This window comes from Burkholderia reimsis (genome assembly GCF_003294055.1).
GTDB lineage: Bacteria > Pseudomonadota > Gammaproteobacteria > Burkholderiales > Burkholderiaceae > Burkholderia > Burkholderia cepacia.
The window spans coordinates 45,988-70,290 of the sequence record NZ_QMFZ01000019.1 but is presented as its reverse complement, the minus strand read 5'-3'; the positions used below and the strand labels follow the sequence as shown (position 1 = coordinate 70,290).

The window sequence follows — 24,303 nt, the reverse complement described above, 5'->3', positions numbered from 1 at the left end:
TTCAGTTCGAAGGGTAGAGCCGTCGGCGCCCGCGCCGCGCCGAAGGGAGGTGTTTTCCATGCTTGACATTAAAATTGATGATTTGTAGATTGTCAACAACATGCAGAGAACAGAAAGCAAAACAACGCAACAGCAAGAGGGCTGGTCTCCACTCATCCGCCGTGTGCCGCGGCGCCACAGTCAAGGGGTCTGAAGATGAACGAAGTGCCGGTAAACAAGCGTTTGAATGCATGGGCGGCGGGCGCGGCCCGTCTCGCGCTGGCCGCGGCGGTCGCGCTCGGCGCCGCGCAGGCGGTGCACGCAAAGACGTCGCTGCTCGTCTACACCGCGCTGGAAGACGAGGCGATGAAGCCCTACAAGGATGCGTTCGAGAAAGCGAACCCCGACATCGAGATCCGCTGGGTGCGCGACTCGACCGGCTCGGTCACCGCGAAGCTGCTCGCGGAGAAGAACAACCCGCGCGCGGACGTCGTGCTCGGCCTCGCCGCGTCGAGCCTCACGCTGCTCGACCTGCAGGGCATGCTGATGCCGTACACGCCGAAGGGCTTCGACCAGCTCACGCGCAAGTACAGCGACGCGAACACGCCGCCGCACTGGGTCGGCATGGACGTGTGGGGCGCGACGATCTGCTACAACCGCGTCGCCGCGCAGGCGAAGAACATCCCGAAGCCGACGTCGTGGGACGACCTGACGAAGCCCGTCTACAAAGGCGCGATCGTGATGCCGAGCCCGGTTTCCTCCGGCACCGGCTACCTCGACGTGACCGCGTGGCTGCAGACCTTCGGCGACGACAAAGGCTGGAAATTCATGGACGCGCTCGACAGGAACGTCGCGCAATACGTGCACTCGGGCTCGAAGCCGTGCACGCTCGCCGGCACCGGCGAATTCCCGATCGGCATCTCGTTCGAGTTCCGCGGCCACGAACTGCAGTCGCAGGGCGCGCCGATCGATCTCGTGTTCCCCAAGGAAGGGCTCGGCTGGGACATGGAAGGCACGGCGATCATGAAGACGACGAAGCAGCCCGACGCCGCGAAGAAGCTGGCCGACTTCATGGCGAGCAAGGACGCGAACCAGATCACCGCGCGCTGGTGGGCGATCGTCGCGTACCCGGGTGTCGCGCGCAAGCTCGCCGGCATCCCCGACAACTACTCGGACCTGCTCGTGAAGAACGACTTCGTGTGGTCGGCGAAGAACCGCCAGTCGATCCTCGATACGTGGCAGAAGCGCTACGGGGCGAAAACGCAGCAGTAACGCCGCGACCGGCAGCGGGGCCGCGCCGCGCGCCGCCCCGCGTCACCCTTTCCATCGTCGAATCCGGCCCCCGGGCCGCCCCAGCATGGAGGCGCGCATGGCACCTTATCTGAGCGTAGAACGCATCGAGAAGCGGTACAACGACACGCAGGTCCTGACCGACATCAACCTGAGCGTGATGAAGGGCGAAATGATCTGCTTCCTCGGGCCGTCCGGCTGCGGGAAGACCACGCTGCTGCGGATCATCGCGGGGCTCGAAACGCAGAACGCCGGCCACATCATGCAGGACGGCCGCGACATCTCGCGGCTGCCGCCGCAACTGCGCGACTACGGCATCGTGTTCCAGTCGTATGCGCTGTTCCCGAACCTCACCGTGTACGACAACGTCGCGTACGGGCTCGTGAACCGGAAGATGAAGCGCGACGCGATCCACGAGCGCGTGCACACGCTGCTCGCGCTGGTGGGCCTGCCCGACAGCCATCGCAAGCACCCGGGCCAGTTGTCGGGCGGCCAGCAGCAGCGCATCGCGCTGGCGCGCGCGCTCGCGACTTCCCCCGGCCTGCTGCTGCTCGACGAGCCGCTGTCGGCGCTCGACGCGCGCGTGCGCGTGCGGCTGCGCCAGGAAATCCGCGCGCTGCAGCAGCGGCTCGGCGTGACGACGATCATGGTCACGCACGACCAGGAAGAAGCGTTGTCGATGGCAGACCGCATCGTCGTGATGAACCACGGCGTGATCGAGCAGATCGGCACGCCGCTCGAAATCTACCGGCAGCCGGCGTCGCCGTTCGTCGCGGATTTCATCGGCCGCGTCAACACGATTCCCGCCGAAGTCGCGCAGGACGGCACGCTGCGCGCGGGCGCGGTCGGCCTCGACTGCCGCCATGGCACGGCCCGCCCCGCGCAGGGCGCGGCGGTGTCGGTCTACGTGCGGCCGGAAGACCTGCGCATCCGCGTGCCCGGCGAAACGGCCGACAACGTGCTGGCCGGCCGCGTCGAGAAGCTCGAATTCCTCGGCGCGTTCTGTCGCGTGAGCTTCCGGATCGACGGGCTCGACGGCCAGGAGATCGTCGCCGACCTGTCGTATCACGACGTCGACCGCACCGGCGTGGCGGCCGGCGCGCGCATCGATCTCGCGCTCGATCGCGAGCATGTCCGCGTGTTCCCGTGCGCGAAGGAGCGACTGCAATGAGCACCGTCCTGACCGAGCGCCGCCGTGGCGCCTCCGCCCCCGCCGACGTGCGGCAGATCACGCACTGGCACGACCGCATCGCGCAGTTCGCGCTCGTCGCGATGGCCGCGCTGATGTCGCTGTTCCTGCTGCTGCCGCTCACGCTCGTCGTGCAGAAATGCTTCGTCGATGCCGACGGGCGATTCGTCGGCGCGCACAACTTCGTCGATTACCTCGAGGACAGCGGCGTGCTGCGTTCGATGCTGCATTCGCTGACGGTCGGCGCGCTCGTCACGATGATCGTCGTGCCGATGGCGTTCACGTTCGCGTATGCGCTGACGCGCTCGTGCATGCCGCTGAAGAACGCCGCGCGCACGATCGCGCTGTTGCCACTGCTCGCGCCGACGCTGTTGTCCGCGGTGTCGTTCATCTACTGGTTCGGCAACGCGGGGCTGCTGAAGCCGCTGCTGCACGGCCATTCGATCTACGGGCTGCCGGGCATCGTGCTGAGCATGGTGTACGCGTCGTTCCCGCACGTGCTGATGATCCTCGTCACCGCGCTGTCGCTGGCCGACGGCCGGCTCTACGAGGCCGCCGACGCGATGGGTACGCGCCGCATCCGCAAGTTCTTCACGATCACGCTGCCGGGCGCGAAGTACGGGCTGATCAGCGCGACGATGGTGGCGTTCACGATGTGCATCAACGACTTCGGCGTGCCGGTCGTGATCGGCGGCTCGTACAACGTGCTGTCGACCGACATCTACAAGCTGATCATCGGCCTGCAGGACTTCAACCGCAGCGCCGTCGTGAGCCTGATGCTGCTGTGCCCCGCCCTCGTCGCGTTCGGCGTCGACTTCTTCATCCGCCGCCGCCAGCAGTCGCAGCTCGGCGCGCGCTCGACGCCGTACCAGCCGAAACCGTCGCGCGGCTTCGACGCGGCGATGCTCGCGTACTGCACGCTCGTATGCGCGTTCTTCATCGCGGTGGTCGGCATCTCGGTGTTCGCGTCGTTCGTGAAGTTCTGGCCGTACCAGATGACCCTCGGGCTGCAGCACTACGAGATGGGGCTGATCGGCGCCGGCATCTTCGACGCGTACAGGAACAGCCTGCGGATGGCTGCGACGGTGGCGATCGGCGGCACGATCGTCGTGTTCGGCGGGGCGTACCTGATCGAGAAGACGCGCGGCGCGCGCTGGCTGCGCGGCTTCATCGCCCTGTGCGCGATCCTGCCGATGGGCGTGCCGGGGCTCGTGCTCGGCATCAGCTACATCTTCCTGTTCAACGCGCCCGGCAATCCGCTGAGCGGGCTGTACGGCTCGCTGTGGCTGCTCGCGATCGTCACGGTGGTGCACTACTACGCGTCGAGCCACCTGACGGCCGTCACCGCGCTCAGGCAGATCGACAGCGAGTTCGAGGCCGTGTCCGCGTCGCTGAAGGTGCCGTTCTACAAGACCTTCCTGCGCGTGACCGTGCCCGTGTGCCTGCCCGCGATCCTGCTGATCGCGCGCTACCTGTTCGTCAACGGGATGACGACCGTGTCGGCCGTCGCGTTCCTCTACTCGCCCGACACGCAGCCCGCGTCGGTCGCGATCCTGAACCTCGACGACGCGGGCCAGATGGGCCCGGCCGCCGCGATGGCCACGCTCGTGCTCGCGACGTCGTCGTTCGCCTGCGTGCTGTTCGCGTGCATCTCGCATCGACTGCTGCGCCGTACGCAGGCCTGGCGCAACCCGCATCGCCACTGATTCTTTCGCCGCATTCACGTGACGTCCCGACTTCATCGAGGAGACACCATGACGCTCGCCGCCCAGCCCATCCTGCTCACCCCCGGCCCCCTGACCACCTCCGACCGCACGCGCGACGCGATGCTGCGCGACTGGGGATCGTGGGACAGCGACTTCAACACGATCACCGCGCGGCTGCGCGAACGCCTGCTGCAGATCGTGCACGGCGAAGGCACGCACGAATGCGTGCCGCTGCAAGGCAGCGGCACCTTCTCCGTCGAGGCGGCCATCGGCACGCTCGTGCCGCGCGACGGCCACGTGCTCGTGCCGAACAACGGCGCGTACTGTCAGCGCATCGCGAAGATCTGCCGCGTGCTCGGCCGCAAGCTCACGACGATCGACTACAGCGAGGATCGCCGCGTCGATCCGGCCGACGTCGAGCGCGCGCTCACCGCCGATCCGTCCATCACGCACGTCGCACTCGTGCACTGCGAGACGGGTGCCGGCGTGCTGAACCCGCTGCACGACATCGCGCAGGTCGTCGCGAAGCAGGGCCGCGCGTTGATCGTCGATGCGATGAGCTCGTTCGGCGCGATCGACATCGACGCGCGCACGACGCCGTTCGATGCGGTGATCGCCGCGTCCGGCAAATGCCTCGAAGGCGTGCCGGGGCTCGGCTTCGTGATCGCGAAGCGCAGCACGCTCGAACGCTGCGAAGGCAACAGCCATTCGCTCGCGATGGACCTGTACGACCAGTGGGTCTACATGCAGCGCACGACGCAGTGGCGCTTCACGCCGCCGACCCACGTGGTCGCGGCGCTCGACGCGGCCGTCGCGCAATACGTCGACGAAGGCGGGCTCGCCGCGCGCGGCGGCCGCTACCAGCGCAACACGCGCGCGCTGATCGACGGGATGCTCGCGCTCGGCTTCCGGCCGTTCCTCGATCCGGCGATCCAGGCGCCGATCATCGTCACGTTCCACGCGCCGGACGATCCGAACTACGACTTCAAGCGGTTCTACCAGGAGGTCAAGAAACGCGGCTACATCCTGTATCCGGGCAAGCTCACCGAGGTCGAGACGTTCCGGGTCGGCTGCATCGGCCACTTCGGCGAAGCCGGCATCCCGGGCGCCGTCGCCGCGATCGCCGACACGCTGAAAGCGATGGGCGTGCGCCGCGTATCGGCCGAAGCGGCGGCCTGACGTGACGCGATACGACGGGATGTGATGTGACGTACCCCGCCGCGTGCACGTTCGCATGCGGCGGCCGCTTTTCCCGTGCCGTGCATGGCACGGCCCCTTTTCGGCGAACCCTCCCATGCGACCCTTCTGGATCGAACAAGCGCTGTTCAACGACGGCGATCTCGCCCCCGCGCTGCAAGGTGCGACGCAGGCCGACGTCTGCATCGTCGGCGGCGGCTTCACCGGGCTCTGGACCGCGATCCAGGCGAAGCAGCAGAACCCGGCGCTCGACATCGCGATCGTCGAAGCCGACCTGTGCGGCGCCGGCGCGAGCGGCCGCAACGGCGGCTGCCTGCTCACGTGGTCCGCGAAATTCCTGACGCTGCGGCGGCTGTTCGGGGAAGCCGAGGCGATCCGGCTCGTGAAGGCCTCCGAAGCAGCCGTGCAGCACATCGCCGATTTCTGCCGCGCGCACGACATCGATGCCGAGCTGCGGCTCGACGGCACGCTGTACACCGCGACGTCGCGCGCGCAGGTCGGCACGCTCGCGCCGGTACTCGATGCGCTCGCCGCGTGCGGCATCCACAGCTACGAGCCGCTGCCGCCCGCCGAAGTCGCGCGCCGCTCGGGTTCCGCACGCAACCTCGACGGCGTCTACTCGCCGATCGCCGCGACCGTGCATCCCGGCAAGCTCGTGCGCGGGCTGCGCCGCGTCGCGCTCGCGATGGGCATCCGGATCTACGAGCGCACGCCGATGCTCGACTTCACGCCCGGCCAGCCGGCCGTCGTGCGCACGCCGTCGGGCAGCGTGAGCGCGGGCAAGCTCGTGTTCGCGATCAACGCATGGATGGCGAGCCGCTTCCCGCAGTTCGAACGCACGATCGCGGTCGTGTCGAGCGACATGGTCATCACCGAGAAATGCCCGGAACTGCTCGAGAAGACCGGGCTCGTGGACGGCGTGTCGGTGCTCGATTCGCGGATCTTCGTCTACTACTACCGCACCACCGCCGACGGGCGGCTGATGCTCGGCAAGGGCGGCAACACGTTCTCGTGGCGCAGCCGCATCGCGCCCGTGTTCGACCGGCGCTCGCCGTACGAGGCGCAGCTCACGCACAGCCTGCGCGAGTTCTTTCCGTCGCTCGCGGGCGTGCCGGTCACGGCGAGCTGGAACGGGCCGTCGGATCGATCGGTCACCGGCTTCCCGTTCTTCGGCCGCCTGGACGATGCGCCGAACGTGTTCTACGGCTTCGGCTATTCGGGCAACGGCGTGGGGCCGACCTACATGGGCGGGCAGATTTTGTCGTCGCTGGTGCTCGGCCTCGACAACGCATGGACGCGCAGCCCGATCGTGCGCGGCCCGCTCGGCCATTTCCCGCCGGAGCCGATCCGCTATGTCGGCGCGCATGTCGTGCGCAATGCGATCCGCCGCAAGGAGCGCGCGGAGGACGAGAGCCGGCAGCCGGCGGCCGTCGATACGTGGCTCGCGAGGTTTGCGAGCGCGGCGGGGAAGGCGGACAAGGCGTGACGGGAGGGCACCATGCGCGGGGGATCAGGAAAACCCGGGCGGCACGCCAAGCGCTATCCCGCCGCCGGCTTTTTGAGCCCTCGCCTCGCCCGATTGGCGAGCGAGGAAATCCCGTCCATGGAGCAAATCCAATCTCCCACATCGTGATTCCTGCAAAACAGGCAACCCGTCATTCAATTTACTGCGTATCGATGAGACATGCCCCAATACAGACATAATCAACAAATACGTTTACCACTTATCGAGTATTTATTTTTCTATTAAATATCTCAATTTGATAATCACAATCATCATGATAGGATTTCGTGAATTCGATAGATAATCAATTCACTCCATCCTTCATGCATTCGTCAGCAACCGTTGAAATCCTGATTAGCGACTCTCGATCCATCTCGAGAGGATCCCAGTTCGGACATGCCGCGATCGCAATCGACGGAATCGTATACGGCAGGGCGCATCCGGGGTGGGACGTCGATAACATCCGGAGCTATCTGAATCGCCAGCAAACCAAGATGCAACGCGATACGATCGGCTATCTCCTCAACAGCTCCGAGGACGAGAAGAAGATCATTGTTTCCGAGATTAAACGCCGGCGACATGAAAACAAGCCATACTCGCTCGTCGACAACAATTGCTCGTCGAACATAGCCGAATTACTGGGCAAGGCGGGAATTCTGGCTTATGACCCAAGATGGCAACTGCCGGGTATCATAGCCCCTGCGGATTTGATGACCGGTCTGCGCCACTCGAAACGCCTGATTGGAATCCGACGATATCCCAAAAAATGATGCGCCTTCTGCTATTCGCCGCACTCACCATGACGATCGGTGCGTGCTCGAAATATAAAGACGAGAAGTGGACAGCGCTTCAGAACATGCCTGCGTTTGCCGAGCCAAACGACGATAGAACCCAGCCGATCTTTACGGTCAGGAAAGGTGAATCCTGTGTTCCATTGACGGATCGTGTTGCCAAAATTTACGCGTACACAGAAGTGCACTGCGAATCCGGCACGGGCTGGGTTCTGGACGATGCCTTTGATAAACGACGCGGCAAATGATCGCCTGCCGGCGATCCGTGCATTCAGCCCGGGCGCCTTCGATTTCGACCGGGGCTACGCCTGTCCGATGCGACCAGCAACCCAGCCGAAACTCGCAATGCAAGAACGGAAGGCGGTGAGCGCCCGGTCAACGCTCTTTCGTCATCAATGTGCGATGACGCCCGCCGCCCCCACTCACGCGCCAGCCTTCTCCCGCGCCGCCTTGCCCGTCGCGGGCAGCCCCTGCTCGTGCGTTCGGCGCATCCGCGCAAGGCCATGCGAAACGTGCTCGCGCACCAGCGCGACCGCCTGCTCCTCGTCGCCCCGTGCGAGCGCCTGCACGATCTTGTCGTGCTCGGCGGCGGACACCGCGATCGCGTCTTCCTCGGCCTCGATCGCGGCCTGGCGCAGCAGCCCGAGCTGGCGCACCAGCCGGCGGTAGGTATCGGTGAGGTGCGTATTGCCGACGCCGACGACCATCGCGTCGTGGAACTGCACGTTCAGCTCCGTGTAGCGCGTGACGTCGTGGGTCTTCGCGGCGTCCTTCATCGACTGGATGATGCCCTTCAGCACCTTCAGCGTGTCGGGCGAGATGCGCTTCGCGAGCGCGCGCGCGACCGACTCGTCGAGCATCGCGCGCACTTCGTAGATCTCCTCGGCCTCGCGCAGCGGCACGACGCGCACCGTCACGCCGCGGTTCTTCTCGTTACGCAGCAGGCCGGCCTGCTCGAGCGCCCGGAACGCTTCGCGCACGGGGCCGCGCGACACGTTCAGCCTGGTCGCGATCTCGACTTCGTTGAGCTTCTCGCCGGGTGCGTATTCGCCGGAGACGATCGCGCGCTCGAGCATGTCCTGGACGATCATCGCGAGCGACTGGCTTTGCAGGAGTTCGATGGCGCTGAGCGCGTTCGGGGCTGTCATGGTCGGGCAGGCAGCAAGGCTGCGGTAGGGAACGAGGGCGCCATATCGGCGAATGATCCTTGTATACCCTCGGCCCGCCACATTGTCAACAGTTTTCAGTTTCCAAAAGCCAATTCCACGTACCGGGATGCAATCGGGATGCAGCCGGCAGGCGGTGCTCGCGCGGCGGGCCGACCTCGCCCGCATCGCGCGACGCGTGACGGCCGTCAGGCCGTCGTGTGCTTCACCGGCCCCGGATCGCTGTGGCTCGGCCGGCCCGTCTCGACGTGACCCGCGAAGCGGCGCACGACCTTGTCGTCGCCGCCGCGCAGCGTCGTCGCGGTAATCGTCAGATCGTACCAGCCGTGGCTCGACGACAGCGCGAAGTGATCCTCGACGCGTTCGCCCGGCTCCAGCGTGTAGGTGCGCGCATGCGCATGGCTGTACGCGTTGTCGACCGTCACGCGGCAGGTCGCGCGCCCGCTGTTGCGCAGTTGCAGGTACACGTGACGGTTGCGCACGTCGTAGCCGATCCGCGCTTCGGGGTTCGCGTGCCGCCCGTCGGCCGCGAGCCGCGTGTTGCCCTGGAACTCGCACAGATAGCCGTTCGGGCCGTATGCCGCGAGATGGTAATCGCCGCGCGCGGCCGACGTGTTCCACGTGTCGACGAAGCGATCGTGCGCGGACACCGCATAACGACGCGGCGGCGTTGCCGGATTGCGGCGGTCGTACACGTAGAACGCCGCACCCGCGTCGCCGGTGTTCGCGAAGTCGAGCGACACGCTGTCGTCATGGCCGCTCACCCGGCTGTGCACGAACAGCTCGTACGGCAGCGCCCGCGCCGGCCGCGTGCCGGGTTCCTGCGCCGGCATCGCCTGCTGCGCGGGCACCTGGTACGCCTGGCCGGCCGTCGCGATGTGCTGCGGCACCGTGAAGCTCACCGTGCGCGTGTCGGGGCGCGCGGAGAAGTCGAACGCCGACGTGAGGTCGCCGCAGATCGAGCGGCGCCATGCGCTGATGTTCGGCTCCTTCACGCCGAAGCGCGCTTCGAGGAAACGCAGCACCGACGTATGGTCGAACGTCTCCGAGCAGACCCAGCCGCCCTTCGTCCACGGCGAGATGATGATCAGCGGCACGCGCGGCCCGAGGCCGATCGGCTGGATGCCGCCCGGGTCCGCGCCCGGCACGAGCGGGCTCATTTCGCCCGGGTACTTGTTCAGGTCGAGCAGCTCGTCGCCGAGGTTCGACAGCAGGTTCGACGACACGATGCCCTGGCCGCCCACGCCGCTCGTGACCGGCGGCACCGGCGGCACGACGTGGTCGAACAGCCCGTCGTTCTCGTCGTAGTTGAGGATGAACACGGTCTTCGCCCACACCTCCGGGTTCGACGTCAGCGCCTCGAGCACCATGTTGATGTAGAACGCGCCGTCGGTCGGCGACGCCTGCGGGTGCTCGCTGTACTTGTACGGCGCGACGATCCACGACACCTGCGGCAGCCGGTTCGCCTGCACGTCGGCCTTCAGCTCGGCGAGCGTGTGGTCCGACGCGCCCTTGTCGACCAGCGGGCCGCTCGCGCCTTCCTTCACCTGGAACTTCTTGAAGAACATCAGCGAGTTGTCGGTGTAGTTGTCGGTCGGGTCGCCCGGGATGCCCGTGCCGCCCTGGTACACCTTCCAGCTGATCTTCGCGTTCTCGAGGCGCTCGGCGTAGGTCGTCCACGTGTAGCCGTTCACGTCGTCGCGCTCGCCGATGCCCGGGCCGTTCGGCGGGGTGCCGTAGATGTTGCGCGGGTCGACCGTGCCGGTCCACAGGTAGATGCGGTTCGGCGCGGTGTCGGCGTGCGCGGAGCAGAAGTACGAATCGCAGATCGTGAACGCGTCGGCCAGTGCGTAGTGGTACGTGAGGTCCTGGCGCTTCAGGTAGCCCATCGTCAGCACGTCCTGCTTCTGGTTCACCCACTGGTCCCACTGGCCGTTGTTCCAGGACAGGTGGCCGCTGCTCCAGCCGTGGTTGGTGCCCGGCTGGAATTCGGTCGTCTGCTTCGGATCGAGGTAGAACGGCAGCACGTACGGCGCCGACGGATCGAGGCCGCGCGAATGGTAGTTCTTCGTGAACACCGATGCCGGCGGCTGCTGCCACACCGGTGCGCCGCTCGGCAGCAGGTGCGGGCGCGGGTCGTTGAAGCCACGCACGCCGCGCAGCCCGCCGAAGTAATGGTCGAACGAACGGTTTTCCTGCATGAAGATCACGACGTGCTCGACGTCGCGGATCGTGCCCGTGCGGTAGGCGGCCGGCATCGCCAGCGCATTGCGGATCGCGGGCGGGAAGCCCGCGTAGGCGGCCATCGCACCGGCCGACTGCGCGGCGAGGCGCAGGAAATCGCGTCGATTGTTCGAAGACATGAAGGGAACCCTGTTGTAGGTAGGAGTGGGGCGCCGGTCGAGCGGGGCCGGCGGTCGGTGTGTTACGCGCTATTACCCCGCACCCGCATGTCCCGGCCGTGACCGGTTCCAGCAGCTTTCTTGCGCTCACCCCCAGCTTTTTTTCGAAGCGGCGCACGACGCGCCTTTCATGCGGCCGACACACGCATGCGCTACGCTGACGCGCGATGAAGAGGGGAGAAGCCGAGTCGTGTTCGATCAGCTGAAGGCATTCCACGCGACCGTCCGGCAGGGCAGCATCACGCGCGCCGCGCGCCACCTGGGCGTGAGCCAGCCGACGATTGCCGCGCAGATCCGGCAGGTCGAGCAGCTGTACGGCATCGAGCTGTTCTACCGCAGCGGCCGCAAGCTCGAGGTCACCGAGACGGGTATCGAGCTGCTGCCGCTCGTCGAGAAGATGATCGCACTCGAGGCGCAGGCCGACATCATGCTGCGCAACGTCGGCGGCCTGTTCGAAGGTCACCTGCGGATCGGTGCGACGGGGCCGTACTACATCATGGACGCGGTCGGCCGCTTCTCGAACGCGCATCCGTCGATCGCGCTCACGTGCCGGATCGGCAACTCCGAGGAAATCCTGCAGGCGCTGCAGGAATTCCGCATCGATCTCGCGGTATCGTCGCAGCGCAACGACGCCGAAGGCCTCGAACGCAAGGTGATCTCGACCGACCCGCTCGTGCTCGTCGTGCATCGCACGCATCCGCTCGCGCGTTTCGACGCGATCGATCCGGCGCAGCTCGCCGACGTGCGGCTGCTGATTCGCGAGGAAGGGTCGGTGACGCGCCGCTGCACGGAGGCGATCCTCGCGGCGGCCGGCGTCGCGGCCGTATCGATGGCCGAGATCGGCAGCCGCGAAGCGATCCGCGAGGCGATCCTGCACGGCGTGGGCGGCAGCCTGTTTCCGCTCGGCGAGGCCGAGCGCCATCCCGACCTGCGCGTGATCGCGCTGCTCGGCGTCGACACGACGATCGACGAATACGTGTACTACCTGAAGGCGCGCCGCCAGAGCCCCGCGATCGACGCGTTTCTCGCGTGCATCCTGCGGGCCGACGGCAACACGGCCGCGGCAGCTGCGGCGGCCTCGGCAGCCGGGGCGGATGAAGCAGGACGAACGGCGCGGCGGGCGAACGCGCGCTGAACTGCCGCGCGTTCGCCGGTTCCGCACTTTGCCGGCGCTTTTCCCGCGCCTTCCCTCGTTTTTCCTCGTGCCTTCCTTCTGTCGTTGCGCTCACCTCATTTCGGCAGTGCCGGAATCATCCACGTCAGCACGTGCTGCTGCAGGAACACCAGCACGCCGAGCAGCAGCGTAAGGATCACGCTGTGCCAGAAGGTGCGCGCAAACACGACACCTTCCTGCCCTTTCAGGTCCGTCGTCGACACACCCGTCGCGATGTTCTGCGGCGAGATCATCTTGCCCATCACGCCGCCCGACGAGTTGGTCGCGGCCATCAGCACCGGATCGAGGCCGAGCTGCCGCGCGGCCACGACCTGCAGGTTGCCGAACAGCGCGTTGCCCGACGTGTCGCTGCCGGACAGGAACACGGCGATCCAGCCGAGCGACGCGGACACCAGCGGGAACAGCGCCCCCGTCGACGCAACGCCGGTGCCGAGCGTATAGCTGATGCCCGAGTAGTTCAGCAGGTACGCGAGCCCGACGATCATCATCACCGTGACGATCGCGATCCACGTCTGCCGCCAGGTCTTGACCACGCATTCGAGGAACGCGCCGATACCGGTGCGCGTCAGCGCGGCCGTGATGATCGCCGAGAGCAGGATCGCGGTGCCCGTGCCGAGCGGCTGGAAGTCCCAGATCGCCGCATACGGCTTGTGGTACAGCGACACGAACACCGCGTTGTGCAGGCCCGGCCACTTGATCTTCACGTCGCCGATCGCCGCGACGTTCGCGTGCACCCACACGATCACGACCACCGACACGACGAGCCACGGCAGCCAGCCGCCGAAACCCGCGCGGGCGGCACCGGCCGTTGCGGGCACGCTGCGCGCGAGCGCGTATTGCGGATCGGGTTGCGGCTTCCACACCTGGAGGAAACCGATCGTGACGATCAGCGACGTGAGCGACGACAGCACGTCGGTGAGCTGGTAGCCGAGGAAGTTCGACGTGACGAACTGCGCGATCGCGAAACTGCCGCCCGACACGAGCAGCGCGGGCCACAGCTTCGAGATCGAGCGCAGCCCGCCGTACGCGCCGACCACGTAGAACGGCAACAGCAGCGCGAAGAACGGCAACTGGCGGCCGACCATCTGCGCGAGTGTCGCGGGCGGCAACGACGTCACCGCGCCGAGCACCGTGATCGGCACACCGAGCGCGCCGAACGCAACCGGCGCCGTGTTGAACAGCAGCGTATAGGTGAGCGCTTCGAGCGCGGGGAAGCCGAGCGCGATCAGGAGTGCGCTCGTGATCGCGACCGGCGTGCCGAATCCCGAGATCCCTTCGAGCAGACAGCCGAACGAGAACGCGACGACGAGCAGCACGAGGCGCCGATCGTCGGGCAGGTTGTCGAGCATCCACTGCCGGAACTGGTCGAAGCGGCCCGACTTCACCGCGATGTTGTACAGCAGCAGCGCGTTGAAGACGATCCACATCACCGGCACGACCGCGAGCGCCATGCCCGCGCCGACTGCGTTGAACGCGAGCCCGGCCGGCATTCCCCACGCGCCGATCGCGACCGCGAGGCCGGCGACCAGCCCGGCGAGCGACGCCTGCCACGCGGGGCGGCGCAGCACGCCCAGCGCGATCAGCGCGACGGCGATCGGGATCGCGGCGACGAGGAAGGACAGCAGCAGCGAGTTGGCGACCGGCGTCAACGGCTGCGCGAAGACAATGCCGGGCGGCAGGGCGTCGGTGGGATTCATCGCGTCTCCAAAGTCGACCCGGGGCTGGCGCGACGGCGCCCCCGGATTCGGTGCAAAGCGGTCCTTCCGGAATCGCGACGGCGCTCAGGCGCTTGTGCACGCAACGACGTCGCGCGGCCAACCGATCGGTCGCTTAAAAGAGGTTAGGAGGCGCGGGGCGCTTCTACAAGGAGGACAAGCCCGATGCGTGCCGACCCGGTACGGGCCCGCCGCCGCAGGCTGACAGGCAGCGGGCGGGCCGCTGTCGCGTTCGACAGGATGCCCGTCACGCGCGGCTCACCCGCGCAATGTTGCACATGCGGCAAAGGTGCCTGACGGCCGGCGGGATGTTTCGTTTGGCGTCCGAAGCCTAGACTGGCTGCATCGATTCCGCCCGCGCCGGTCACGGCACGGCACCGGAACCTCACGGAGTGAATACGATGAAGACGATGAAACAAGCCGTATGCGCATGCTTGCTGATCGGCGCGGCCTTCGCGGCGCACGCGCAGGCGGCGTCGACGCTGACGCGCGCCGAGGTCCGCCAGGAACTCGTGGAGCTGCAGGCCGCCGGCTACCGGACGAGCCTGGCAAGCAGTCCCGACTTTCCGGAAAAGATGCAGGCGATCATGCACCGTGCCGCGCAGGCACGCGGCGGGGACGCCGGCTACGGCCGCGACGGCGGCGCAAACGTGGAATCGGGCAAGCCGGCGCTGCCGCACGCGATCGATCGCGGCACGTACGCACACCACTGACGGTGGATCGCCCCGGATCGGGGGCGCCACGGCGCACACCGACCGGCGACGGAGGACGCATCGCGCACCGCGCCGATCGACGCGGTGCGCGTGCGCCAGGCATCACACGCTGAAGCGGTTCAGCGTATACGCGCGATAGGCCGCGACGAATGCGTCGAACGATCCGGCCTCCTTCGCTTCGAGCTCGGCCTGCTCGGCGAGCGACTTCGCGGCGAGCGCCTGCTCGGTGCGCAGCGTGTCCGCCGACGGCGGGTGCGCGCGGAAATGCGCGGCATGCGCTTCGCTCTGCGCCAGCGCGAACCCGAGGAACGACTGCCCGCGCTCGCGCATCGTGCGCAGCACGCGTGCGGACGACGTGCGCTCCGGATCGGCGAGCTTCTCGCGCTGCGCGGCGATCGCGCGCGCATGTTCGTCGCCGCCGCGGATTTCGTCGAGACGGCGGCCGACGGTTTCGATATCGGCCATCAGTTCGTCCGCCCACGCCTGCAGCGTGATCGGCGCGCCGTCGCGCTGCAGCGTGAGCCCGGGCTTGCGCCCTTCCATCGTCACGCTGCCGAAGTTCGCGTTCGCCTCCTGGTACGCGGGGCAGTCGAGCACCGGGCTCTCGTCGAGCGCGCACGCGAGCAGGAAGGCGTCGATGAAGCGCGCGGTTTCCAGTGCGATGCCGGTCGGCTCGAACGGATCGATGTCGAGACAGCGCACCTCGATGTACTGCACGCCGCGCGACGCGAGCGCATGCAGCGGCCGCTCGCCCGAATACGTGACGCGCTTCGGCCGGATCGTCGAGTAGAACTCGTTTTCGATCTGCAGCACGTTCGTGTTGATCTGGATCCACTCGCCGTCGCGATGCGTGCCGATGGCCTCGTATGCGGGATACGGCTCGCTCACGGCCTTCGACAGCGCGTCGAGATAACCGGGCAGCGTGTTGTAGTCGACGTGCAGCGCGGCCTGGGCGGTCGTGTTCGAGTAGCCGAGATCGCTCATCCGCAGGCTCGTCGCATACGGCAGGTACAGCGTATCGGCGTCGAACGTGTCGAGCCTGTGCGGCTTGCCGCGCAGGAACTTCGTGTCGAGCGCGGGCGATGCGCCGAACAGGTACATCAGCAGCCAGCTGCGGCGGCGGAAGTTGCGGATCTGCGCGAGATAGCGCTCCGACTGGTAATCGACGAGCGTGGCCGTCGACCCTTCTTCCGCATGCAGGCGCCGCCACACTTCCTCGTGCAGCGAGTAGTTGTAGTGGATGCCGGCGATGCACTGCATCGTGCGGCCGTAGCGATACGCGAGGCCGCGCCGGTACACCGTCTTCAGGCGGCCGATGTTCGACGTGCCGTAGTCGGCGATCGGGATCTGGTCGTCGGCGGGCAGCAGGCCCGGCATCGAGTCGTTCCACAGCATCTCGTCGCCGAGCGATGCATAGACGTAACGATGCAGATCGTCGAGGCGTTCGAGCGTGATCGCGGCGTCGCGTTCCGCGGGCGTGATCAGTTCGATCAATGCTTCGGAATAGTCGGTCGTCAGCGCCGGATGCGTGAGCGCCGAACCGAGCGCGCGCGGATGCGGCGTGAACGCGATCATCCCGTCGCGCGTCACGCGCAGGCTTTCCTTTTCGATGCCGCGCAGGCCGTCGGGCAGATGCTGCCGCGTCGGGCCCGAGCTCAGTGCTTCGAGGCGATTCAGCAGCAGTTCGGACTGGCGGTGAGTCATGGTGTTCGACATGGAGACGCAAGTGCGTGACGGCCGCGCGCAGAACGCCGCGCGCGGCCGGCTGGATTGTTGGTCGCTTCGTTGGTAGCGGGCACTTTAACATCTCGCCGAAACCCGCGCTTGAGGTGGCGCCGGGCATGGTGCGCGGGCCGGAGCGGGCCGCCGGACGGGCCGGCCGCGGCGCTCGCCGCATCTCCCACCGGTTCCGGGCGGCGGCAACGGGCACGCCGGTTGAGCGCATTCGTCCGACGGAACGTGACGCGCGAACGGGGGACGGCAGGTGCAACCGTGCCGCCGAATCGACCGCGGAGAGAGGCGAAAGTGTGCGTCGTGCGCCCGGCATCGGGCGGACGACGGATTCGAGAAACAGCCTTGACGGTCGAAGTCCGGCGGTAGCCAACGAACACCGGCACGGCTTGCGCGACGGGTTGCATCGCGGCTTCGCCGGGTCGCACCCGGCCGCGCAACTCAGTGATCGGCAGTTGCCCTCACCCGCCGCGCGCGCCGCCCGCCCGGTCGGCCACTTCGTTCCACAAATGCAGCGCCGCGTACGCGCGCCACGGCCGCCAGCCTTCGGTGCGACGCTTCTGGGTCGCGAGCCGGTCGAGCGCCGGATCGCGCGCGGCGATCGACTGCATCAGCACGAGATCGGAGGCCGGCCACGCATCCGGATCGCGCCACGCGCGCATCGCGATGTATTCGACGGTCCACGGGCCGATGCCGGGCAGATCGAGCCACGCACCGCGCAGCGTCGCGAGATCGGCGTGCTCGCGATCGACCGGCACGTCGCCGGCTGCCACCGCGCGCGCCGTGCCCGTCAGTGCCGCCACCCGCTTGCCGGGCATCCCGATCTTGTCGAGATCGCAGGCGGCCAGCGCCTCCGGTGTCGGAAAACGCCATGCGGGCGCACCGTCGTCTTCATGAACCACGCGCTCGCCGGCCCGCTCGACGAGCCGGCCGACGATCGTCGTCGCGGCCTTCACGCTCACCTGCTGGCCGACGATCGCGCGCACGGCCAGTTCGAACCCCGACCACGCACCCGGCACGCGCAGCCCCGGCGCGGCCTCGACGAGCGGCGCGAACCACGGATCGCGCGCCAGCCCGCTGCCGATGGCGGCCGGATCGGCGCCGAGGTCGAACATCGTCGCGACGCGCGCGGCGAACGCATCATCGACATGACGCGCGACTGCGCCTTCGACCGTCGCGACCAGGCAATGCTTGCGCGGATGTTTCGCGACCGTGAGCCGGCCGGCGTCGCCGTGCAGGTCGACGATGCGGCGATACACGCCGTCCGCCACCTGCTCGACGCCCGGAATCGCGCGCCCGCTGAAGAAGCGCAGGACGCGCGCCCAGTCGTAAGGCGCATTGAAGCGCAGTTCCATTTGCGCGGACGGTGGCACGCGGCCGCCGTTCACGATGGACGTAATCGTCGTTCTTGCGATGCTCAAGCTGCACTGCCCTCCGCGACGGATTCGGTTTCATCGTCGTGCACGTTGCGCGCCTCGGCGGCAAGCAGCGTCGCCTTGCGGCGCACGCCCCAACGATATCCGGAGAGCGCGCCGCCCTTTTGTACGACGCGGTGGCACGGGATCGCGAGCGCGACCGGGTTCGACGCGCACGCGGACGCGACGGCGCGCACCGCGCGCGGCGCGCCCAGCGCCTCGGCGATCTCCGAGTAGCTGCGTGTTTCGCCGTACGGAATATGCGTCAGCGCTTCCCACACGCGCTGCTGGAAGGTGGTCGGCGCGATGTCGAGCGGCAGGTCGAACGCGTGCCGCGTGCCGTCCAGGTACGCGCGGATCTGCGCGACGAACGGCGCGAGCCGTGCCGACGCTTCGACCAGCTCGGCGCGCGCGAACGCGTCCTTCAGCTCGCCGACGAGCGCGGCCGGTTCGTCGCCGAACGCGATCCGGCAGATGCCCTGCCCGGTCGCCGCGACGAGCACCGTGCCGAGCGACGTCGAGGCGGTCGCAAAGTCGATCCGCAGGCCGGCACCCTGGCGGCGGAACGCCGACGGTGCCATCCCGAGCTCGCGCGGCACCGACGCATAGAGTCGCGACGGCGAGTTGAAACCCGCGTCGACGGCCGCCTGCGTGACCGGCTGCCCGCTTTGCAACGCCTGCCGCAGCGCGGCGCCGCGCTGCGCGGCCTGGTACTGCCGCGGCGACACGCCGACCACGCGCTTGAAAAGCCGCTGAAGATGGAACGGGCTCACGTGCACGGCATCGCTCAGCTGCTGCAGCGTGAGCCGCTCGGCATGCGCGTCGAGCACCGCGCACGCGCGGTTGACGATCTCGAGCTCGCGCGGCAGCCCTTCCGGCTGGCAGCGCTTGCAGGGCCGGAAGCCGGCCGCGCGCGCGGCGGCCGGATCGGCGAAGAAGGACACATTTTCGCGGCGCGGCAGCCGCGACGCACAGGTCGGACGGCAGAACACGCCGGTCGTGCGCACGGCGTAGAAGAACGCGCCGTCCGCATGCGGATCGCGCTCGGTCACGGCGCCCCAGCGGGCATCATCGGTCGGATAGGCGGTTTTCATCTGAACCTCGCACTCTCTAGTGTAGATGGTGCCTACTCTAGACATCGGCACGTGCCGTCGCGCCCTGAATCTTGCTCTGTGATTCGCCCCGGATAATCAGGGGCGCATCACTCGGAAATAAGTCCGGCGAAACGCGCGCGCCGGCTGCTGCAGCGCGGTTTTCGTCATCGTCCCGTCACTATTTTGCTGCACTGCGGATGCGACAAATCGCCGTCCTGACGTTTTTTTGCATTCGGAATATTGCGTCGCACCATCGCCGTGTGTATAGTTGGAACTGTCTCCTCCATGTCTCCTCCTGATATGGATTAAGCCCGTTCCGCTTTGCGTGAACGGGCTTTTTTTCGTCCGTCGATTGTGCCGCGTTCCGGCGGGCGGCGCAGGCGCGATGCGTCTACACTCGATGCTCGTCGACTGCGAAGGAGCGCCTGCCCATGAAACCCACCATCCGCGCGATCGATCACATCGTGCTGCGCGTGACCGACATGGCCACGATGACGCGCTTTTACTGCGACGCCGTCGGCTGCCATGTGGAAAAGGAACAGCCCGACCTGGGCCTCGTGCAGCTACGCGCCGGTGATGCACTGATCGACCTGCTGTCGGTCGGCGGCCCGATCGACCGCCCTGACAGCGGCCCGCCCGGCACGGGGCGCAATCTCGATCACCTGTGCCTGCGCGTCGAGCCGTTCGATCCCGACGCATTGACCGCCCATTTCGCCGCACACGGCGCACGGCCGGGCGCGCCGGCGGAACGCTACGGCGCCGGCGGCTACGGGCCGTCGATCTATCTGTTCGACCCGGAAGGCAACATGCTCGAATTCAAGGGGCCGCCGGCCGCGATCGGCTGAAGGCGGCCGGCGCGCGAGCCGTCATGCGTCCGCGCGCGCCTTCAGCACCGTCCATTCGACCGCGACCGGATCGTGGTCGGCGCTTGAGATCCACGCGGTGCCGTCCTGCACCGTGCACTGCAGGCGCATCGAGCGCTCCGCGAGCCGCCCGAGCGCGGCCGCGACGCCGTCGGCCAGCGACAGCACCTGCACGTTGCGCAGCCGCTCGACCTTGCTGCGCACGCCCTGCCACCAGATATCCGACGTCTTGCCGCCGTACGCGATCACGGTGACCTGCCCGGCGCGGCCGGCCGCCTTCGAGATGCGCCGCTCGTCGGGCTGACCGGCTTCGATCCAGACGTCGATCGCGCCCGTCAGGTCCTTCTGCCACAGATCGGGCTCGTCGACGTCCGACAGCCCCTTGCAGAATTCGAGCCGCTCGTGCGCGAACAGCGCGAACGCGACGATGCGCACCATCATCCGGTCGTCGGTTTCCGACGGATGGCGCGCCACCGTCAGCGCGTGATCGGCGTAGTAATGCCGATCCATGTCGGCGATTTGCAGTTCGGCTTTGTAGATCGTGGATTTCAGCGCCATGCGGATACGGCCCGGGCGGGCATTCGGTTCGGTCGGGCCGTGATGATACCGAATGCGCGCCGTCCGGCGCGTGTCATGCGCCACCCACAGCGCAACGGCCCGGCATGTGCCGGGCCGTGTTCGGTTCGCGCCGCCGGCTCATCGGGCCGGCGCGCTCGCGCGTCGTGCGACTGCGCGGTGGATGGGCGGTTACTGGCGGTTACTGCTTGACGAAGCGCGAATCGGTCCAGAGGCCCTGCTGGTCGCTGTTGTCGGCGCTGACGAACTGCACGTCGCCCTGGTCGACCGACACGACGCGGAAACGCTGGCCTTCCGGTACCGACAGGCAGCGGTAGTCGTCGAAGTATTGCTGCTTCGCCTGCGACTTGCCGTCACGTTCGTGACTCAGTACGGAGTCCAGATTGTCTTTCGACAGGCAGCCCCATGCATTCTTCGTCAACTGGATTTCCTGCGCCGGCTTGACGGCCGAATCGCCGCCCGCCTGGGCAATCGACACCGCGCAAAATGCGCCGACGAGGGCAAAAAGGATACCGGTACGCTTCATCATGTTCTGTCTCCAGGCTTGCGGACACCAGGCTTGGGTTAGCTATGTGTTTAAAGGTGATCGTGAACCGCGTTTTTCACTTTAGAAGACCGGCAAGCGATAGCAAGCACATTTGTTGTGCGACCGCAATAGCGGCGGATTGTCGCACCCCGTGCGCAGCCTGATTTTTGCGCGGCACGCGCGGCGGGCAACCCCCGTTGCGCGGCGGACAGGCTCGTCACGCCGGGCGGAAAGCGTTATCCGACAGGGCTTTCATCCAAGTTACATTGCAGCGATTGAACGGTTTGGATAATCCATTTCGTCATCCGGATCATTTTGATGCGCCGCACATAAAGTCATTCGAAAACGAATCGACTTTACCGCAGTGCGGAATCGCAAATACCTGATACAAGAAAAATGCCAGGCATAAGCGAATCCGTATTTATCCGTAGTTCCCCGAATGTATTCGGCGCCCGCGAAAACCCCGCTGCAAGCGCCTTTCGCCAGCGCGTTTACCCTGCCTTGTTCGGACTGGATTGCTGACGGTCGAAATAATCGCGTTGAAAGATGCACATGCGATAAGCGTTGTGATACGCCCCGTTTCCGAAAAATTCTTCCTTCAACTCGGCCTCGTGCTGGAATCCGCATTTTTCGTACACGTGAATCGCCGCCGCATTCGACGTATCGACGATCAGGTACAGCTTGCGCATGTTCAGCACCTTGAACGCGTACTCGATCGCGAGGCGCGTCGCCTGGCCCGCATAACCGCGCCCCTGGCATTGCGGCGCGATGATGATCTGGAACTCGCCGCGGCGATGGATGTAGTCGAGCTCGATCAGTTCGACGAGGCCGACCAGTTCGCCCTGCGCGTCGACCACGACGAAACGGCGCTCGCGCTGGTCGTGCACGTGGCGGTCGTACAGTTGTGACAGTTCCGAGAAGGTTTCGTACGGCTCCTCGAACCAGTAGCGCATGATCTTTGCGTCGTTGTTCAGTTCGTGGACGAAGCGCAGGTCCTGGCGCTCCAGCGGCCGCAGCGCGAGCGTGTTGGTATCGTTCTGGAGTTGCATGTTCATGTCCTGTTTGATGCCGGCGCATGTGCGGCAAGGCCGCTTCCGGACCTGTTTCGCACTGTAAGAAGTTGAACGCGGGCGAAGTTCAGAGCCTAGAATGGGAGCAAGGGTTCCTGCCACCGCAAGGAGGCTATCGTGTTCGAGCAAGTGATACTCGGAATTTTCCTCGTGCTGCCGCTCGTGATCGTGGCGGCGCTGTTTTCCGACGAACTGTGGCAGGAACATCGGCGCCAGCATCCGCGTGACGAAAACGCACCGCACATCGACTGGAAGCATCCGTGGCGCCGCGTACGACGCGGGCATTGAGTCGACTGGCGTTGGTCCGCGGGGCGCGCCGGCCTGGCCGCCCTGGCGGGTGAACGCATGACGCACCCTGGTACGCACCCGGTTACACGCCCGAATTCCGCTTCGATCCGATTCCCGCTCAACCCGCTCACTCCGCGAGACGCCGCCGTGAACGACCAGCCCGCCCAGCCTCCGCACGACATTCCCAACGAAACGATCGACCTGCAGATCGCCGACGTGCTGGCGGCCGTCCGCTACCCGGCCAACAAGGATGCGATCGTCGATGCCGCCCGCGACGCGGGCGCCAGCAACGAAGTGCTGTCGATGCTCGACGGCCTGCCCGAACAGGACTACGCGGACGTCGACGCCGTCACGCACTGGGTTGCCGGCAACTTCGGTCCCGGCCTCGGGGTTTGAGCGCGCAACCATAACGCGATAGGATCAGGCCGCACCGGTCGCGCAGCGGCCGGCTGGCTGTCGCCCGGCGCAAGACCGGGCGTTTCCGCGTACGTGCCCCGGGGAACTCCATGGAAGGCATCCTGATCCAGCACACGACACGCCGTCAGCTCTGGTTCGGCGCACTGACGGCGCTCGTCATCGTGCTCGCGCTCGGGATCGCCGCGCCGCACGCGAACGTCGCGCTGCCGGCCGTCGAGCCGTTCATGCCGATGTGCGCGCTCACCGTGTTCACCACCGCGAGCATCGCGGCGTTCTTTCTCGGCGCGCAGTTCACCGTGACCCGCCAGCCGGTGCTCGGCGCGCTCGGCGGCGCCTATGCGTTCACCGCGCTCGCCGTCGCGCTGCAGCTGCTCACCTTTCCCGGCGTATTCGCGCCGCACGGGCTGTTCGGTGCGCAGCCGCAAAGCGCCGCGTGGATGTGGATCTTCTGGCATGCCGGCTTCCCGAGTTTCGTGATGGTCGCGCTGCTCGCGCGCGCGCGGCTGGCGCGCGCACCGGTCGGCGTGCGGCAGACACGGTGGTGGACGCTCGCACTGGTCGGCGGGCCGGCTGTCGTCGCGGGATTGCTGAGCCTGTTCGCGCTGAACGTGTCGCTGCCGCCCGCGTTTCATCCGCCGGGCGACGCGTCCGTGCTGCCCGTCAACGCCGTCGCGCTGGTCGTGTGGCTGCTCAATGCGCTGGCGCTCGTTGCCGTGCTGGCCACCGGCCGGCTGCGCACGACCCTCGACCTGTGGCTCGCGATCGCGGTGCTTGCGTGCGTCACCGACACCACGCTGAACCTGATGAGCACCAATCGCTTCACGGTCGGCTGGTATCTCGCGCGCGTGTTCAGCATGTTCACGCCGGGCGTGCTCGTATGCGTGCTCGCATGGGAAGTGACGATGCTGTACCAGCGGCTGTTCGAGGCACACGCGACGCTGATCCGTTCGTCCGCGCGCGACGGCCTGACGGGTGCGTTCAACCGCATGCACTTCAACGATCACTTCCACACGCTGTTCCTGCAGTCGCGACGGCAAGGCGAACCGCTGTCGCTGCTGATGGTCGACGTCGACCACTTCAAGGCGTACAACGACGCGTTCGGTCACGTGAAGGGCGACGCGTGCCTGATTGCCGTCGCGAATGCGCTGGCCGGCGCGGTGAGGCGGCCCGCGGACATGGTCGCGCGTTACGGCGGCGAGGAGTTCGCGATCGTGCTGCCGAACACGGGCGCGCGCGGCGCGCGGGTCGTCGCCGAGGAAGCGCGCGAAGCGGTATTGCGGCTCGATCTCGCGATGCCGACATCACCCGCCGGACGCGTGAGCGTGAGCGTCGGCTGCGCGACCGTGGCGGCCGACGATCTCTCCACACCCGACGCGTTGATCGAAGCCGCCGATGCCGCGCTGTATCGTGCGAAGGATACGGGGCGAAACAGGGTCGTCACTGCCTGAAAACGTCTGCTGTTTGGGGATTTGTTACGGTCATTGTGACCGGAATAAT

The 24,303-nt window shown here is 66.9% G+C and carries 22 protein-coding genes; 13 read left to right on the top strand and 9 right to left on the bottom strand.

Features of this window, described 5'->3' with window-relative positions:
• Positions 1 to 195 precede the first annotated feature (195 nt).
• The 7 genes from DPV79_RS21740 (at position 196) to DPV79_RS21710 (ending at position 7,904) form a co-directional block, all read left to right on the top strand.
• Positions 196 to 1,251: a putative 2-aminoethylphosphonate ABC transporter substrate-binding protein gene (locus DPV79_RS21740; RefSeq protein ID WP_113046449.1), complete on the top strand. Its 1,056-nt coding sequence runs from the start codon at positions 196 to 198 to the stop codon at positions 1,249 to 1,251.
• 97 nt (positions 1,252 to 1,348) lie between these two features.
• The gene (locus tag DPV79_RS21735) at positions 1,349 to 2,440 is read left to right on the top strand and encodes a putative 2-aminoethylphosphonate ABC transporter ATP-binding protein (protein WP_048025652.1); all 1,092 of its coding nucleotides are present in this window, start codon (positions 1,349 to 1,351) and stop codon (positions 2,438 to 2,440) included.
• Positions 2,437 to 4,164, top strand: coding sequence for a putative 2-aminoethylphosphonate ABC transporter permease subunit (locus DPV79_RS21730; protein ID WP_113046448.1), 1,728 nt, complete (start codon positions 2,437 to 2,439; stop codon positions 4,162 to 4,164). Before DPV79_RS21735 ends, DPV79_RS21730 begins: the two co-directional genes overlap by 4 nt.
• 48 nt (positions 4,165 to 4,212) lie before the next feature.
• Positions 4,213 to 5,343 (top strand): 2-aminoethylphosphonate--pyruvate transaminase, encoded by a 1,131-nt coding sequence (locus DPV79_RS21725; protein WP_113046447.1) that lies wholly within the window; start codon positions 4,213 to 4,215, stop codon positions 5,341 to 5,343.
• A 115-nt stretch (positions 5,344 to 5,458) separates the two neighbouring features.
• On the top strand, positions 5,459 to 6,847 hold the full coding sequence (locus tag DPV79_RS21720; protein WP_059860008.1) for an FAD-dependent oxidoreductase: 1,389 nt from the start codon (positions 5,459 to 5,461) through the stop codon (positions 6,845 to 6,847).
• 305 nt (positions 6,848 to 7,152) lie between these two features.
• Positions 7,153 to 7,635 (top strand): lipoprotein N-acyltransferase Lnb domain-containing protein, encoded by a 483-nt coding sequence (locus DPV79_RS21715; protein ID WP_133295702.1) that lies wholly within the window; start codon positions 7,153 to 7,155, stop codon positions 7,633 to 7,635.
• Entirely contained in the window at positions 7,632 to 7,904 is a 273-nt protein-coding gene (locus DPV79_RS21710; protein ID WP_048025647.1) for a hypothetical protein, read from the top strand. Before DPV79_RS21715 ends, DPV79_RS21710 begins: the two co-directional genes overlap by 4 nt.
• Before the next feature lie 174 nt (positions 7,905 to 8,078).
• On the opposite strand, the gene DPV79_RS21705 is transcribed toward DPV79_RS21710, so the two are convergent.
• Together DPV79_RS21705 and DPV79_RS21700 are read right to left on the bottom strand one after the other, a co-directional pair.
• The gene (locus DPV79_RS21705; RefSeq protein ID WP_048025648.1) at positions 8,079 to 8,804 is read right to left on the bottom strand and encodes a phosphonate utilization associated transcriptional regulator; all 726 of its coding nucleotides are present in this window, start codon (positions 8,802 to 8,804) and stop codon (positions 8,079 to 8,081) included.
• Positions 8,805 to 9,010: 206 nt separating this feature from the next.
• Positions 9,011 to 11,185, bottom strand: a complete 2,175-nt coding sequence (locus DPV79_RS21700; protein ID WP_059586591.1) for a phosphocholine-specific phospholipase C — start codon at positions 11,183 to 11,185, stop codon at positions 9,011 to 9,013.
• 229 nt (positions 11,186 to 11,414) lie between these two features.
• Here DPV79_RS21700 and DPV79_RS21695 point away from each other — a divergent pair, with 229 nt between their 5' ends.
• Positions 11,415 to 12,359 (top strand): LysR family transcriptional regulator, encoded by a 945-nt coding sequence (locus tag DPV79_RS21695; RefSeq protein ID WP_113046446.1) that lies wholly within the window; start codon positions 11,415 to 11,417, stop codon positions 12,357 to 12,359.
• Positions 12,360 to 12,454: 95 nt separating this feature from the next.
• Here DPV79_RS21695 and DPV79_RS21690 read toward each other — a convergent pair whose 3' ends face one another.
• Positions 12,455 to 14,095 (bottom strand): L-lactate permease, encoded by a 1,641-nt coding sequence (locus tag DPV79_RS21690; protein ID WP_021157971.1) that lies wholly within the window; start codon positions 14,093 to 14,095, stop codon positions 12,455 to 12,457.
• A 419-nt stretch (positions 14,096 to 14,514) separates the two neighbouring features.
• Here DPV79_RS21690 and DPV79_RS21680 point away from each other — a divergent pair, with 419 nt between their 5' ends.
• Positions 14,515 to 14,826, top strand: a complete 312-nt coding sequence (locus DPV79_RS21680) for a DUF4148 domain-containing protein (protein WP_113046444.1) — start codon at positions 14,515 to 14,517, stop codon at positions 14,824 to 14,826.
• Positions 14,827 to 14,928: 102 nt separating this feature from the next.
• On the opposite strand, the gene gshA is transcribed toward DPV79_RS21680, so the two are convergent.
• The 3 genes from gshA to ada form a co-directional block, all read right to left on the bottom strand.
• The gene (gene gshA, locus DPV79_RS21675) at positions 14,929 to 16,542 is read right to left on the bottom strand and encodes a glutamate--cysteine ligase (protein ID WP_165843548.1); all 1,614 of its coding nucleotides are present in this window, start codon (positions 16,540 to 16,542) and stop codon (positions 14,929 to 14,931) included.
• 476 nt (positions 16,543 to 17,018) lie between these two features.
• Positions 17,019 to 17,978: a DNA-3-methyladenine glycosylase family protein gene (locus tag DPV79_RS21665; RefSeq protein ID WP_027788813.1), complete on the bottom strand. Its 960-nt coding sequence runs from the start codon at positions 17,976 to 17,978 to the stop codon at positions 17,019 to 17,021.
• Entirely contained in the window at positions 17,975 to 19,066 is a 1,092-nt protein-coding gene (gene ada / locus DPV79_RS21660) for a bifunctional DNA-binding transcriptional regulator/O6-methylguanine-DNA methyltransferase Ada (protein ID WP_113046441.1), read from the bottom strand. Before ada ends, DPV79_RS21665 begins: the two co-directional genes overlap by 4 nt.
• A gap of 431 nt (positions 19,067 to 19,497) precedes the next feature.
• Here ada and DPV79_RS21650 point away from each other — a divergent pair, with 431 nt between their 5' ends.
• On the top strand, positions 19,498 to 19,911 hold the full coding sequence (locus DPV79_RS21650) for a VOC family protein (RefSeq protein ID WP_059487915.1): 414 nt from the start codon (positions 19,498 to 19,500) through the stop codon (positions 19,909 to 19,911).
• Between the two features lie 21 nt (positions 19,912 to 19,932).
• Here DPV79_RS21650 and DPV79_RS21645 read toward each other — a convergent pair whose 3' ends face one another.
• The 3 genes from DPV79_RS21645 to speG form a co-directional block, all read right to left on the bottom strand.
• Positions 19,933 to 20,487, bottom strand: a complete 555-nt coding sequence (locus DPV79_RS21645) for a YaeQ family protein (protein WP_021157976.1) — start codon at positions 20,485 to 20,487, stop codon at positions 19,933 to 19,935.
• 199 nt (positions 20,488 to 20,686) lie between these two features.
• Positions 20,687 to 21,034, bottom strand: a complete 348-nt coding sequence (gene sap1 / locus DPV79_RS21640) for a surface attachment protein Sap1 (RefSeq protein ID WP_021157977.1) — start codon at positions 21,032 to 21,034, stop codon at positions 20,687 to 20,689.
• Between the two features lie 488 nt (positions 21,035 to 21,522).
• Positions 21,523 to 22,080, bottom strand: coding sequence for a spermidine N1-acetyltransferase (gene speG, locus DPV79_RS21635; RefSeq protein WP_113046470.1), 558 nt, complete (start codon positions 22,078 to 22,080; stop codon positions 21,523 to 21,525).
• Positions 22,081 to 22,218: 138 nt separating this feature from the next.
• Here speG and DPV79_RS42720 point away from each other — a divergent pair, with 138 nt between their 5' ends.
• From DPV79_RS42720 to DPV79_RS21625, 3 genes are all read left to right on the top strand, one after another.
• Positions 22,219 to 22,389 carry a hypothetical protein gene (locus DPV79_RS42720; RefSeq protein WP_039364617.1) on the top strand — a complete coding sequence of 57 codons (171 nt, stop codon included), beginning with the start codon at positions 22,219 to 22,221 and terminating at the stop codon, positions 22,387 to 22,389.
• A 147-nt stretch (positions 22,390 to 22,536) separates the two neighbouring features.
• Positions 22,537 to 22,785: a DUF2795 domain-containing protein gene (locus DPV79_RS21630; protein ID WP_027788809.1), complete on the top strand. Its 249-nt coding sequence runs from the start codon at positions 22,537 to 22,539 to the stop codon at positions 22,783 to 22,785.
• Between the two features lie 110 nt (positions 22,786 to 22,895).
• Positions 22,896 to 24,254 (top strand): GGDEF domain-containing protein, encoded by a 1,359-nt coding sequence (locus tag DPV79_RS21625; RefSeq protein ID WP_059675677.1) that lies wholly within the window; start codon positions 22,896 to 22,898, stop codon positions 24,252 to 24,254.
• Positions 24,255 to 24,303 lie beyond the last annotated feature (49 nt).

What these genes read in the sequence shown, in the direction of transcription:
- DPV79_RS21650 (WP_059487915.1), top strand. Translation starts at nt 19,498, where the DNA reads ATGAAACCCACCATCCGCGCGATCGATCACATCGTGCTGCGCGTGACC.
- DPV79_RS21720 (WP_059860008.1), top strand. Translation starts at nt 5,459, where the DNA reads ATGCGACCCTTCTGGATCGAACAAGCGCTGTTCAACGACGGCGATCTC.
- DPV79_RS21740 (WP_113046449.1), top strand. Translation starts at nt 196, where the DNA reads ATGAACGAAGTGCCGGTAAACAAGCGTTTGAATGCATGGGCGGCGGGC.
- DPV79_RS21725 (WP_113046447.1), top strand. Translation starts at nt 4,213, where the DNA reads ATGACGCTCGCCGCCCAGCCCATCCTGCTCACCCCCGGCCCCCTGACC.
- DPV79_RS21680 (WP_113046444.1), top strand. Translation starts at nt 14,515, where the DNA reads ATGAAGACGATGAAACAAGCCGTATGCGCATGCTTGCTGATCGGCGCG.
- DPV79_RS21690 (WP_021157971.1), bottom strand. Translation starts at nt 14,095, where the DNA reads ATGAATCCCACCGACGCCCTGCCGCCCGGCATTGTCTTCGCGCAGCCG.
- DPV79_RS21645 (WP_021157976.1), bottom strand. Translation starts at nt 20,487, where the DNA reads ATGGCGCTGAAATCCACGATCTACAAAGCCGAACTGCAAATCGCCGAC.
- sap1 (WP_021157977.1), bottom strand. Translation starts at nt 21,034, where the DNA reads ATGATGAAGCGTACCGGTATCCTTTTTGCCCTCGTCGGCGCATTTTGC.
- gshA (WP_165843548.1), bottom strand. Translation starts at nt 16,542, where the DNA reads ATGTCGAACACCATGACTCACCGCCAGTCCGAACTGCTGCTGAATCGC.
- DPV79_RS21710 (WP_048025647.1), top strand. Translation starts at nt 7,632, where the DNA reads ATGATGCGCCTTCTGCTATTCGCCGCACTCACCATGACGATCGGTGCG.
- ada (WP_113046441.1), bottom strand. Translation starts at nt 19,066, where the DNA reads ATGAAAACCGCCTATCCGACCGATGATGCCCGCTGGGGCGCCGTGACC.
- DPV79_RS21735 (WP_048025652.1), top strand. Translation starts at nt 1,349, where the DNA reads ATGGCACCTTATCTGAGCGTAGAACGCATCGAGAAGCGGTACAACGAC.
- speG (WP_113046470.1), bottom strand. Translation starts at nt 22,080, where the DNA reads ATGCAACTCCAGAACGATACCAACACGCTCGCGCTGCGGCCGCTGGAG.
- DPV79_RS21705 (WP_048025648.1), bottom strand. Translation starts at nt 8,804, where the DNA reads ATGACAGCCCCGAACGCGCTCAGCGCCATCGAACTCCTGCAAAGCCAG.
- DPV79_RS21730 (WP_113046448.1), top strand. Translation starts at nt 2,437, where the DNA reads ATGAGCACCGTCCTGACCGAGCGCCGCCGTGGCGCCTCCGCCCCCGCC.
- DPV79_RS21625 (WP_059675677.1), top strand. Translation starts at nt 22,896, where the DNA reads ATGGAAGGCATCCTGATCCAGCACACGACACGCCGTCAGCTCTGGTTC.
- DPV79_RS21700 (WP_059586591.1), bottom strand. Translation starts at nt 11,185, where the DNA reads ATGTCTTCGAACAATCGACGCGATTTCCTGCGCCTCGCCGCGCAGTCG.